Origin of the sequence: Ferroacidibacillus organovorans (assembly GCF_001516615.1) — a bacterium.
Classification (GTDB): domain Bacteria; phylum Bacillota; class Bacilli; order Alicyclobacillales; family SLC66; genus Ferroacidibacillus; species Ferroacidibacillus ferrooxidans_B.
This window is the reverse complement of sequence record NZ_LPVJ01000069.1, coordinates 1-11,920: the sequence shown is the minus strand read 5'-3', so window position 1 is coordinate 11,920 and position 11,920 is coordinate 1. Positions and strand designations below refer to the sequence as shown.

Below are 11,920 nucleotides of genomic sequence, written 5' to 3'. Positions count from 1 at the left end.
GAATTCCTGAGCGTGCCTCCGGCGTCAGAGCGATTGGCCGAAGTACTCAAGATGCTACAAATTCCACTTCCTGCAAAAACGATCTATCTTCGCGATACCCAAGCCGACGCAAAATAAGATCCGATCAAGCGAATGTAGCCCTGTGAGAACGGGGTTATTTGTGTTGTAGGGCAAAATAGAGCCTACAAACCCGCGCCGTGACTGGGGTACTGTCAAAGATGAGTTGCAGCATCTTGAGAACTTCGGTCAATCGCTCTGACACCGTATATTACTGCTAAAGCATAGCGTCAAAAAGCTTACGGCCTAAGTTGTTGTTCGAAAAACACAAAAATGACAGCTTCGTTGTCCAAATACGCGAACAGAAAATGGATCCTGCCCGCATCATTGCATTAGAGGTCGATAGAAACCAAGATGTTTTGTTTGTCATCAGCGTAAGCGGCACGTCGTTTTCGACAAGGACATACCACGCTCGCCCTATTTCTATCCAACACGACACTTTCTTTCGTCCGAAGGAATTTGAAATCCATCGCCTCAGCGCAAGCTTAACATTTTAAAAGAGAAGCATATGAGGATATGCCATGAGTTTCTTTTGTGTGCAGTAGGAGTATGATAAAGTCAACATTGTGAATGACTGGGACGTGGTGATGGCGTGAATGTACTGATCACAGGTGCGGGCGGCATGCTTGGCACGGATTTGCAGAAGGCGTTTGCAGACACGCCCTGCATTGCGCTCACGCGCAATGAACTGGATATCACGCAGGAGCTTGCGGTGCGCGAGGCGGTTCAGATGCATCGTCCGGACGTAATTCTCAACGCGGCGGCGTACACGAATGTGGATCGCTGTGAGACGGAGATCGATCAGGCGTACGCAGTCAATGCGGTCGGCGCGCGCAATGTGGCAGTCGCCGCAGAGCAGATCGGTGCGCAGTTGGTTCATGTGAGCACGGATTATGTGTTTCCAGGGGTCAGTGACCGTCCGTATCGTGAGGAAGACGAAACGGGACCAATCGGGGAGTATGGCCGGAGCAAGCTCGCCGGGGAACGGCTCGTGAGAAGTTTATGTAAAAAACATTATATTGTGCGAACGTCTTGGCTTTATGGAAAACACGGCCCGAATTTCGTGAAAACGATGTTGAAAATTGGGAGAGAACAGGGTGCGGCGCGCGTCGTGGACGACCAGGTGGGGAGTCCGACGTATACGGTCGATTTGGCGCAGGCGATTCGCGCGCTGGTCGAGACGCCGCAGTACGGCGTTTACCATCTGTCCAATCAAGGCGCCTGTTCGTGGCACGCGTTTGCGGTGGATATTTTTACGCTGGCGGGCGTTGATGTAAACCTCCAGGCGATCAAGACGCGCGAATTTTCGCGCCCCGCAAAACGTCCGGCGTATTCGGTGATGGATAACATGATGTGGCGACTCAGCGGCCATGAGCCACTGCGTCACTACCGAGAGGCGCTCGTTGCCTATCTGCAGGAGACTGGCGAGATTCAGGGAGGAGATCACACCTCGTGAAGGCGTTGATTCTAAGTGGAGGTACAGGGTCGCGCTTGCGACCGCTCACGTACACGGGCGCAAAGCAACTGATCCCTGTAGCCAACAAACCGATCTTGTTTTATGCGATTGAAGCGATCCGCGAGGCTGGCATCACGGAGATCGGCATGATCGTCGGGGATACGGGGGCCGAGATTGAGCGCGTGGTAGGAGATGGACAAGCGTTTGGTGTAAAGATCACCTACATTCCGCAGGAAGCGCCGCTCGGGCTTGCGCACGCGGTCAAGATCGCGGAATCGTTTATCGGCGCGGACGATTTCCTCATGTTTCTCGGGGACAATTTGGTGCGTGACGGGGTGCGCGCGTTTTCCGAGCAGTTTCAGACGAGCAAGCCAAACGGAATGATTCTGCTGAGTCGCGTACCTAATCCACAAAGGTTTGGCGTGGCAGAGATTCAAGGCGGTCAGGTCACGCGACTGATCGAGAAGCCGAAGGTTCCGCCGAGCGACCTGGCGCTGGTGGGTGTGTATTTGTTTGACCGCTCGATCTTTCGCGCGGTCAACGAGATCGCGCCGTCGGCGCGCGGAGAACTTGAGATCACCGATGCGATCCAGCACCTGATCGATCACGGATACCGCGTCGAGGCGCACATCATCGATGGTTGGTGGAAAGACACGGGAAAGCCGGAAGATATGCTTGAGGCAAACCGCATGATGGTCGAGAACATTATGCCTTCGTGTGACGGAACGGTCGATCAACATTCGCAGGTGATCGGTCGCGCATGCATCGCGTCGGGCGCGGTGATTGAGAACAGTGTGATTCGCGGCCCTGTCGTGATCGGGGCAAACGCGGTGATCAGAAATTCGTATATTGGGCCGTTTACGAGCATCAGCGAGGGTGTGCGTATCGAAGGAAGCGAACTTGAAAACAGCATCATCCTGCAAGATACGGTGATCGAGCATATTCCGACAAGGATCGACAGCAGCCTGATCGGGAAGAACGTTCACATCTCCAAGGTGATTGAACGGCCGAAGGCACTGACGTTTGTGCTCGGGGATAACAGCCGCGCCGAAGTGCAGTAGGGAGAATACGCTGTAGAGCGACGCGTGCTGAGAGATGCATAAGCGTAGACTTGGAAACGGGGGATGGCATGGTTTCGCGACTGTTGGTGACAGGTGGCGCAGGCTTTATTGGTTGTCATTTTATTCGCATGATGCTTGAGACGCATTCGGATCTGCACATTGTAAACCTTGACGCGCTTACGTATGCGGCCAATCGCGAGGCATTGCGTTCTTTCGACGGTCATCCGCGCTATACGTTTGTGCAGGGAGACATCACGGACGCGGTGCTTGTTGATCGCCTGATGCAGCAGGTGGACGGAGTGGTCAACTTTGCCGCTGAATCGCACGTCGATCGCAGCATCGCCGATCCGGGGATTTTCGTAAAGACGAACGTGCTGGGGACGCAGGTGCTGCTGGATGCGGCGAGACAGCATGGCGTGAAGCGTTATCTGCAAGTTTCGACGGATGAAGTCTACGGGACGCTTGGCGCAAAAGGGTATTTCACGGAGGAGACGCCGCTTGCCGCGAACAGTCCATACTCGGCGAGCAAGGCGGGCGCCGATTTGATGGTGCGCGCGTATCACGAGACGTTTGGCCTGCCGACGCTGATCACGCGATGCTCGAACAACTACGGACCGTACCAGCATGACGAGAAGCTGATCCCTACGCTGATACGCAAGGCACTGCGAGATGAACCTCTGCCGATCTATGGCGACGGGCTGAATGTGCGCGATTGGCTGTTTGTGGAGGATCACTGTCGCGCGATTGACCTTGTGCTGCGTGAAGGGACGGTCGGTCAGGTGTATAACGTGGGTGGACACAATGAGTGGAAAAATATTGAGATCGCTAGATTGATCCTAAAGACGCTGGGGAAGCCGGAGACTCTGATCTCGTATGTGGACGACCGTCTGGGGCATGACCGCCGCTATGCGATTGACGCAAAGAAGATGCAGGATGTGTTTGGCTGGGTGCCTGACGTGACGTTTGAGCAGGGAATTCTGTCGACGATCGCGTGGTATGTCGAGCATTACGCCACGTCGAGCGCGAGGAGTGATGAGCGATAAAGGTGGAACCGCTAGGACTGCCAGGCGTCTTTTTGATTACGCCAACGGCGCACGGCGACGCGCGCGGATTCTTCATGGAGAGCTATCGCAGAGACATTCTTTTGGCGCGCGGAATCGACATCGAATTCGTGCAGGACAATCACTCGCTCTCCGCGCAAAAAGGCACGGTGCGAGGGCTCCACTACCAGAAAGAGCCGATGGCCCAGACGAAGCTTTTGAGAGTGCTGACAGGCTCTGTGTATGATGTAGCTGTGGACATTCGCCGCGACTCGCCGACGTTTGGCAAATGGGTCGGTGTGACCTTGAGCGCGGAGAACCGACAGCAGATCTTGATCCCGAAAGGGTTCGCGCACGGTTTCTGCTCGCTCGAACCGAACACGCAGATCCACTACAAGGTCGACGCCTACTATTCTTCGGCACACGATCGCGGCATTCGCTGGAACGACCCGGCGATTGGGATCGACTGGCCCGTGACGGAGGCAGAAGCTGTGCTGTCTGCGAAGGATGCGACGTTGCCGATGTTGAGATCGTTGTAAGGATGTCACGGACAAAAATACAATGAGATCATAATCGCTCCATTTGTTTATTGTCACTCAGGACGCTCTGTGGGAAAATGAGTTTGAAGTGATCAAATGGGAGGGGATAGCTTGCTCAGTGATCGTGATTTACAAAAACTGGCGCTTACGCATGAGCTTATCACTCCGTTTGATCCTAATGATTTTGAAGGTGCAACGATCAATCTAAGGCTAGGGCAGACGATTCGAAAGTACAATTCGAATGAATCGATCATCCTCGGAAAAGAAGTTTTCGAAGATGATTATTTGGAGATCGATCTTTCTGAGAATGACTTTTTCCTGAAACCAGGAGAGTCTGTTTTGATACAAACCTATGAATTTATTAACGTTCCAGAGACGCTAAGTGCGCGTGTTTATGAACGATATAGTATCAAATCACTGGGCCTTATGATTAGTCCAGCACATTATCTCAATCCAGGATATCGCGGAAATATCAGTCTTCTGGCGATAAACCACTCCGCTGTACCGATCAGGCTGACGCCAGGTATCAAGATTTGTCAGATCGGATTCTTTGCGTTGTCGTCTATTCCCTTAAAACCCTATGAGAAACAAGATGGTAAGTATATGGACGCCAAGGATGTTAGCATTTCAAAGTTACACTTGGATCGAGATATCCAGGAATTTTTAAAACAAAAAGGTATCTCGCGTGTGTCTGATGATATGGCCAAAGCACTGGGAGATCATTTAATGGGGCATATTCGTGAATCCGCAAAACGACTTGCCGATACCATTCGAAATGAACAGGATTTATTCTTGTGAGTGATTTGAGGGATATTGTAACTCGACATGTTGAAGACCAGCTTCGTAGTGAGTTCCCAGTGAAAGAATTCAGTGACGATCAGTTGTCTAAAATTTTAGATAATAAACGCGCAGATGGCAGTATCAATCGCGAAGTCAATCGTATTCTTGACACTTTTTTAGAGGAAATTGAAGAGAACTCTTCCAAGAAAAAAAGAAGACGCATCCTCAATTTCTCATTTTCAGCCGCTGGCCTGATCCTCACAACGATCATCGGATATGCCGTAAACATGACCAATTGGTCGATGGTGATTGGTATGATCATTGCGATGTTGATCGTCAATGCGTTGTTCTTATTTTTTGCTGATCAATAAGCTGTTATTTTGTGAAGGGGTCGCTGACATGGATCGATGGGTCTCGTTTTACGCGTAGGATCGAAATGGTACAATAGCGATAACGAATGAAACGGGAGGTGATCGCTCATGTTGTGGTCTGAGGTTCGCGAGTTATTCCCAAATCAGTTTGTGCTCGTACAGGCGTTAAAGTCGCATCAGGATGGCAATAAGTTGAATGTGGATGAAATGGCGGTCATTCGACCTATACCTGACCCGCATGAAGCTACGAGAGAACTTCTAAAATCCAAAAATGAAAATTTCGTGTATCATACGGGAAAGACAAAAATGGTTATGGAAATCGTTTCACGCGTGGGTTTTAGAGGGGCTTATTCGCAAGAAAATTGATTCGGTGGTGTTTGGGGCGTTCCAAAAGTAAATCTCACCTTGGGTTTAGACCCGGATCATCATTACGGATTTTATTTTTAGCGCCATTGAAATGGGATTTGGTGCGTATTGGATTTCATCTTCTTATAGTGTCCAACCATCAATTGATACGTTCAATTACACGTGTTATAATGAGAGTCAGGGGCGATGGAGACGATGAAAAGCTATTCGTCCAGAGAGCTTATAAAGATCATCGAAGCGGACGGATGGTATTTCGTCAGAGCAGTTGGCGACCACCACCAGTACAAACATCCAACAAAACCCGGAAAAGTTACCATCACTCATCCTGTGAAAGATGTACCTCTCGGGACGGTTCGAAGCCTATTTAAGCAGGCGAAATTGCCCATACCTCAATAAGACTTTCAATACCATCGAATACGCGCAGTCCGGCAGAAAGTGCATAGGAGATGATAACGCGTGACGAAAGACCGCTACGTGTATCCAGCCATTTTTGATTATGCAGATGATGGTATTTCCATCCGGTTTCCAGATCTCCCCGGCTGTTTGCCATGCGCACAGAGCACGGAGGATGCAATGAAAAATGCGCGCGAAGCGATGGCACTCCACCTGTACGGAATGGAACAAGATTGCGATGCAATTCCGGAAGCAACACCCATTAACAAGCTGCAAGTTGCCGAGAATCAGGCGATCGTGCTCGTTGAAGCATGGATGCCACCTTTTCGGGACGAAATAGAGAAGAAGGCCGTCAAGAAAACATTGACCATCCCGAAGTGGTTGGATGACCTAGCGGTCGATCAGCATGTGAATTTCTCTCATCTGCTTCAGGATGCGCTTAAGCGCTACCTCGGTGTCGCGGATAAAAACTGAAAGATAAGTGGTTTATCTATTTCGCAATCGTGTGATGCCGCATGTCCCTCTTTACAACGCTGGCGGCGCTTCTCAACTGTTCTTCGCTCGCAGGGGAGAGTTCGAGTGCAACAGATAGCTTATGCAAGGTACGCAGCGGATCGTCGAGCAATGCGTCATACGCAATGACCGTGGCCTCGCTCTGAGCGGTCTTACCTTGATCGGCGCGCGTTTGCCAGACAAGGGCGAGGTGAGCGTGGATCGCGTTCATGTGTAACTGCCAGAGGGCGAGGGATTTCTCCTGTGTGAATCCGTCGCGCGCGGCGAGGGATGCGGCGACTTCGTGGGGGTTGCGGGTCATGACGACGTAGCGCGCGTCGAGATCGAGCGACTCAATCAGATGCGCCCACAGCGGCAGCAGCAGGCATGTGCGCGGATCTTTGAAGGCGAACACGTCGGTGTTTTGAAACTCATACGCGACGAGCTTTGTCATGATCTCCAGGGCTTCGTTCGCTATGTCTGTCTCCCGCCACGCGTCCGGCATGGGTTCCGTGCTGTGCCAGGTGCGCCCAAGCGCGTGCAAAAGACTCTCCTGCACGATCACCAGGTTCTCATTCTCAAAGTAGCCGTCCGGGTTGTCGGGTGTCGCGCGCAGTGTCACGCCGAGGGGCACGCCGAGTCTGTGAATCATGTGGGTGAGCACCGACGTCCCGCTGCGGTGCATCCCGAGAATGAGTATGAGTTTTCGTTTGGCGTTTGGCATCTGCGCTTTCCTTCCCCTCATCACGCAACTGCGAACTTGCGCGGCTGCGTGATAAATCCCTTCCTATACCTGCAAACCCATCCTGATCCTGCAAGTTTATCCTAAACCTGGAAGCTTTAAAAAAGATTAAAATTTTCTAAGCCTTGAAACCTACTGAGGATTTTCATCGTCTTTTCATAAGCGTAGTGTTCCCTTTTGGTATGTTCAACCAAAGCATAAACACGGAGGATATTTCATGCATCGAAATAAACGTACGGTTACATCACTGTCCATCGCGCTTTCGCTCGCATCCGCGCTCCCGCTCGTCTCCATGCAATCGCAAAACGCGTTTGCCAATTCCTCTGCGTCTTCTCCCTCTGTGACGTCCGCCACCTACGGAACGGCCACAGGCGCGCCAGCCCCGACGATCGCGCCGACAGGGACGACAACCTCGTCTGGCAGTGGGGGGACATCGAGCAGCGGCACAGGGACGTCTACCTCTGCACCGCCGCCGTCGAGTACGCAGACGACTGTGCCGTCGACAACGCAGACGAGTGCACCCGCGCCGTCGACTTCGACACCCGCGCAAACGAGCACAAGCCCGGTGACACCCACACCGTCCACGCCCGTCAATCCGGTCACAGGCGCGCCGCTTCTCCCAGGTGCACAGGACTCCGCCACGGGTGCGGCGCCACTCGTCAATTTCGCGCACGTTGGCTCCGTGTCCTGGACGTCAAACGGCCCGGCCGACGCACAGTTTCAGAAGCTTGAGAAACGCTACGACGCGAAGCTGCTTGGCAATCCGCACTGGCACGGCTTTCTCAATCAAGAGGGCCGCACGATCACGGTGAACCTCTATTATCTGCATACGATCAATGGCCTGTCGATCCAGATGGAACAAGATCCGAAAGCGGGCATTTTCTACCCGTCCCACGTCGACTTCGAGGTCAATCTATACGGCAAGTGGTACATGCTCGGCTCCGTGCCGACCAAGATTCCACAGAGTGCGAGCGGCAACTCGACGCAGTGGTTCGCCGTGCAGACGCATGACTTGCAGGCGAGTGAGTTTCGCATCGTGTTCCCCGTGACCAATTGGGTGTTCACACGCAATCTCGGGATCTGGGGGAGTGACTTCTCCGTCCCCACGTCGCAATCGCTGCCGAATCTTCCGCAAGTGCCGAAGCCGTTTACCCAGATGATGACCATTTTTGATCCGCGCTCTGCGGGGATTCGCAACATGATGCTCGCGTACAGCGGAAGCTATGGCCAGATGGGAACGTGGACGGCGAAAGATTTCCTGCCTGTCACATCGTACCTGCTGCAAAACGGTCAGATCGGCGGGCGGCTGTTTGACACGGTGCTCTTCCTTCCGTACACGCTCGCGCAGAACCAGCAGGCGTGGCTGAGCTATCTCAACAATCTGTTCGCCCAAAATGAGCAGTTGAGCGCGCTCAACCAGGCGATGGCAAAGACCGATCAAGGTATGAACAAGTTTGGATACAATCCATACCCAAAAGAAAAAGTGGTGATCGCGCTGCCGTACCCGTCATACCATTCTGGAGCGTGGGGGCTTTTGGGCGGACAGATCCTCTCGTTTAAGCCGACGGCGTCTGATCCAGGCAGTGTCGCGAGTCGCCTGACGGCGATCCAGTGGTATCTGAACACGTTTCTTGCGAAGTGGAAGCAGGCTGGATTCAGCAACCTGTCGCTTGCCGGATTCTATTTGAACGACGAGACGGTGCACTATACGTTCCCAGGTGAAGTGAGTCTGATTCAGGGCACGAGCCAGATGGTGCACAAGGCGGGCTATCCGCTCTTTTGGATTCCCTTTTATGACGCGGGGGGGATTGAGGACTGGCAGAGTCTAGGCATTAACGCAGCGTGGATTCAGCCAAACTATGCGATTCAAGGCAAGGCGGCACCGGCGGGTCGGGTTGCCAATACGGTGCAACTCGCCAAAGACAACGGGATGGGTGTGGAGCTTGAATTGCCGACGGCGGCCTTGATCAGCCCCCTCTATCGGAATCTCTATCTCTCCAGTCTCCATCAGTTCCAGCAGGCGGGGGCGACAGGCTCAGTGTCGCATGCCATGTATGCGGGATCGAAGGTGTTGACGCAGGCGGCCTACTCGACGAATCCGGCGGTGCGCGCGCTCTACGATCAGACGTACGCGTTTCTCGCCAATCAATCCAATGGGGTGCAGGTGAACTGAGGTCTCCCGTTTTCGGCGGTCGGTGCATTGCGAGATACGCATAAATTTCCCACAGGTGCGGAGCGACCCCCAAAAAAGGATAGAGGTGCCACGAAAGCAAATGGTAGAGGCTTGAGAGAGTCCAAGAATCTTATCTGAGGGAGTGTCACCAATGAATCAACGATTTGGCAAATTGGCATCTGGTTTGAGTGCGGCAACGCTCGTACTCGGAATGGTCGCAGTACCGACGGCGGCATTTGCGAAAGAAAAACATACGGTTCAGTCTCACGCTACAAAGTTTATGGATCACCACAAATCAAAGAAAGATCACGGCGACGGACATGATCATGGAAATGGCAACTTTGGCGGGGGCTTTTATGGAAGCGGCTGGCTGACGCTGCCGACGCTCCCCACACCGCCGACACCACCAGCAGGGCAAGTACCGCCTGTGGGTCCGACGCCGCCGGTAGGCCCGACACCGCCACCTGTAAACCTTGGTGCGGGTGGACTTGCTTGGGTGGAAGATGGCAAGGCGCCAAAGCATGGCGGGGACAACCACTGGGGCGGCAGGTTTGGACGGTATGACGCGACGGTGCTGGTCAGCCTGATGCAGCGGGCGGAAAACTACTATGATCCGATCGTGACGGCAGAAATACAGAAGGTTCAGGCTGAACTTCAGAGCATCTCGGCGACGGTGAGCGCTTCGGCGACCGTAGCGGCAACTGCGTCGGAACTCACGATCAACCAGCAGATTCAACAGTTGGCGACGCAGATCAGCACGGAGACGAACCCGCAGGCGCTTGCGGCGGATGTACAACAGTTGGAGCACTTGGCAAACCAGCTCCACGATATGGTGCAATCGGAAGATAACCAGGATAACTCGGGAACGCTCCAGGCGGATGCGCAGCGTCTGCAGAACGTACAGGATCAGTATGTCCGGGTGCTTTCAAATCTTAAAGACGTGATGGCGCGTCTGCAGGCGGGTGGCTACTCGCGGGGCGATCTGCACGAGGCGTATGGCGTTCTTCGCGAATACAGCAGCGTCAGCATCAATGATGTGCGCATGTTAGAGCGGATCGACATGCAGCTTGCAATGTATGCGGGGCAGTCGGGAACGGCCACGACCGGAACGACAACGGGCACCACGACTACGACGGGTACCACGACAGGCACGACCACCGCGACGTCTGGCAGCACGGTGACGCTCTCAACCGGAACGGTGACGGCGGGTCAAGCGATGGATGTCACTGGGACGGTCTATGACGCAAACGGCGGGGTAGTTGCCAATGCGCCTGTGGTTGTGACGTTTGACGGGATCACGGCGACGGGCACGACGAATCTGAGCGGCCAATACGCAGTTTCCCTGACACCGACGTCAGCCGTTACCAACGGCGCGGTCGCGGTGGTCGCGGCAGGCAGCACGATCAGCACGGCGGCGGATGTCGCGAGTGTGACGGCGGGCGCTCCTGCGATCCTTCGAAGCAATGACACGACGACGGAGTCTGTCCAGGCGAACAACGCGCAGACCATCACGTATCAACTGCTTGACGCGTATGGCAACCCAGTCTCCGGACAGACGATCAACTTTGCGGTGCATCAGGCGGTTGGATCGACCACGGAAGCGAGCAATGAACTGACCGAGGCGGCAGGCAGCCTGTCTTCGGGAAGCGCCGTGACGAATGCGCAAGGTCAAGCGACGGTGACCTACACGGCGAGTGCGACGGCGGACGGTGACGGCGATCTGCTTGACACGGTCGTTGCGACGAACAACAACCTGTCTAGCTCTACCGCTCAGTTCAGCTATTAAAGAAAGCAGACGCGCGAACGCGCGCGTGTGAGCATGCATGGCAGTGCGTATTACAAGAAGAGGCTCCCGAGATCGCTCGGGGGCCTCTTTTTCTCATGTGTAGGGACTTTTTATTGTATGATTGCCATAATGGGTATAGCGATTTGAAACGGGGATAGAAATAGGGGGAGTGAGCGATGGGAGCGTACGGAATGAATCATTCTTCGAATGTGCCTAATGTTGATGAATTAAATGAAATGTTAAAAAAGGTCGTTGACTTAGCGAGGTTTAAAGCGAAAATATCCGGGACATTTATCGTGTATGAGGTAAATCAAAAAATGATTCGAGAATACCCAGATGGATCAAAATATGAGGTTATTCGCGATGACATTGGACAGCAAAAGGTCGTTCCTTTTCATGGCTAACCATCCTCTCATACTGCGAGAGTGTCGAACTACACCAAAAATATGCACAACATTACATCAAATCATGAACTTCGATTCCCGTCCGCAGGATTTCGTCAACGATGCCAAGACGCTCCTCAAGTTCCTTGTTCGTAAAAGCTAAGGGGTTGAACAGTAATTGTTGAATCTTATTAAAACTATCTTTATACTATCAATATGGATAGATTAGTGACGATAGGCGAAGCGTCGAAGGTGTTAGGAGTATCCATTACGACACTCCG

Annotated in this window: 13 protein-coding genes; 12 read left to right on the top strand and 1 reads right to left on the bottom strand. The window is 53.2% G+C overall.

Annotated elements, in window-relative coordinates; all coding sequences use genetic code 11:
- The first annotated feature begins 649 nt into the window (after positions 1–649).
- The 9 genes from rfbD (at position 650) to ATW55_RS13905 (ending at position 6,537) form a co-directional block, all read left to right on the top strand.
- Complete coding sequence (gene rfbD, locus ATW55_RS13945; RefSeq protein ID WP_067719193.1) at positions 650–1,513, top strand: dTDP-4-dehydrorhamnose reductase; 864 nt, start codon at positions 650–652, stop codon at positions 1,511–1,513.
- On the top strand, positions 1,510–2,574 hold the full coding sequence (locus ATW55_RS13940) for a glucose-1-phosphate thymidylyltransferase (RefSeq protein ID WP_067719189.1): 1,065 nt from the start codon (positions 1,510–1,512) through the stop codon (positions 2,572–2,574). The genes rfbD and ATW55_RS13940 overlap by 4 nt, the downstream gene beginning before the upstream one ends.
- Before the next feature lie 68 nt (positions 2,575–2,642).
- Positions 2,643–3,617 (top strand): dTDP-glucose 4,6-dehydratase, encoded by a 975-nt coding sequence (gene rfbB / locus ATW55_RS13935; protein ID WP_067719185.1) that lies wholly within the window; start codon positions 2,643–2,645, stop codon positions 3,615–3,617.
- Positions 3,614–4,153, top strand: coding sequence for a dTDP-4-dehydrorhamnose 3,5-epimerase (rfbC, locus tag ATW55_RS13930; RefSeq protein ID WP_067719182.1), 540 nt, complete (start codon positions 3,614–3,616; stop codon positions 4,151–4,153). The genes rfbB and rfbC overlap by 4 nt, the downstream gene beginning before the upstream one ends.
- A 111-nt stretch (positions 4,154–4,264) precedes the next feature.
- A complete protein-coding gene (gene dcd, locus ATW55_RS13925; protein WP_067719179.1) occupies positions 4,265–4,951 on the top strand; it encodes a dCTP deaminase in 687 nt (228 codons plus the stop codon).
- Positions 4,948–5,304, top strand: coding sequence for a hypothetical protein (locus tag ATW55_RS13920; protein WP_153005174.1), 357 nt, complete (start codon positions 4,948–4,950; stop codon positions 5,302–5,304). The genes dcd and ATW55_RS13920 overlap by 4 nt, the downstream gene beginning before the upstream one ends.
- A gap of 192 nt (positions 5,305–5,496) precedes the next feature.
- Positions 5,497–5,670 (top strand): hypothetical protein, encoded by a 174-nt coding sequence (locus ATW55_RS13915; RefSeq protein WP_235587145.1) that lies wholly within the window; start codon positions 5,497–5,499, stop codon positions 5,668–5,670.
- Positions 5,671–5,856: 186 nt separating this feature from the next.
- Positions 5,857–6,066 carry a type II toxin-antitoxin system HicA family toxin gene (locus ATW55_RS13910; RefSeq protein ID WP_419185656.1) on the top strand — a complete coding sequence of 70 codons (210 nt, stop codon included), beginning with the start codon at positions 5,857–5,859 and terminating at the stop codon, positions 6,064–6,066.
- A gap of 60 nt (positions 6,067–6,126) precedes the next feature.
- Positions 6,127–6,537 carry a type II toxin-antitoxin system HicB family antitoxin gene (locus tag ATW55_RS13905; protein WP_067719171.1) on the top strand — a complete coding sequence of 137 codons (411 nt, stop codon included), beginning with the start codon at positions 6,127–6,129 and terminating at the stop codon, positions 6,535–6,537.
- A gap of 16 nt (positions 6,538–6,553) precedes the next feature.
- On the opposite strand, the gene ATW55_RS13900 is transcribed toward ATW55_RS13905, so the two are convergent.
- Complete coding sequence (locus ATW55_RS13900; protein ID WP_067719169.1) at positions 6,554–7,279, bottom strand: sulfotransferase family protein; 726 nt, start codon at positions 7,277–7,279, stop codon at positions 6,554–6,556.
- Positions 7,280–7,514: 235 nt separating this feature from the next.
- On the opposite strand from ATW55_RS13900, the gene ATW55_RS13895 reads away from it, so the two are divergent.
- The 3 genes from ATW55_RS13895 (at position 7,515) to ATW55_RS13885 (ending at position 11,660) form a co-directional block, all read left to right on the top strand.
- Positions 7,515–9,470, top strand: coding sequence for a DUF4855 domain-containing protein (locus ATW55_RS13895; protein ID WP_067719165.1), 1,956 nt, complete (start codon positions 7,515–7,517; stop codon positions 9,468–9,470).
- Between the two features lie 151 nt (positions 9,471–9,621).
- Positions 9,622–11,256, top strand: a complete 1,635-nt coding sequence (locus tag ATW55_RS13890; RefSeq protein ID WP_067719160.1) for a hypothetical protein — start codon at positions 9,622–9,624, stop codon at positions 11,254–11,256.
- Between the two features lie 176 nt (positions 11,257–11,432).
- Complete coding sequence (locus ATW55_RS13885; protein ID WP_067719154.1) at positions 11,433–11,660, top strand: hypothetical protein; 228 nt, start codon at positions 11,433–11,435, stop codon at positions 11,658–11,660.
- The last annotated feature ends 260 nt before the right edge of the window (positions 11,661–11,920 follow it).

Bases quoted from the DNA above. Each gene is read 5' to 3' on its own strand.
- rfbB (WP_067719185.1), top strand. From the start codon at position 2,643: ATGGTTTCGCGACTGTTGGTGACAGGTGGCGCAGGCTTTATTGGTTGT.
- ATW55_RS13910 (WP_419185656.1), top strand. From the start codon at position 5,857: ATGGAGACGATGAAAAGCTATTCGTCCAGAGAGCTTATAAAGATCATC.
- ATW55_RS13900 (WP_067719169.1), bottom strand. From the start codon at position 7,279: ATGCCAAACGCCAAACGAAAACTCATACTCATTCTCGGGATGCACCGC.
- ATW55_RS13895 (WP_067719165.1), top strand. From the start codon at position 7,515: ATGCATCGAAATAAACGTACGGTTACATCACTGTCCATCGCGCTTTCG.
- ATW55_RS13890 (WP_067719160.1), top strand. From the start codon at position 9,622: ATGAATCAACGATTTGGCAAATTGGCATCTGGTTTGAGTGCGGCAACG.
- ATW55_RS13885 (WP_067719154.1), top strand. From the start codon at position 11,433: ATGGGAGCGTACGGAATGAATCATTCTTCGAATGTGCCTAATGTTGAT.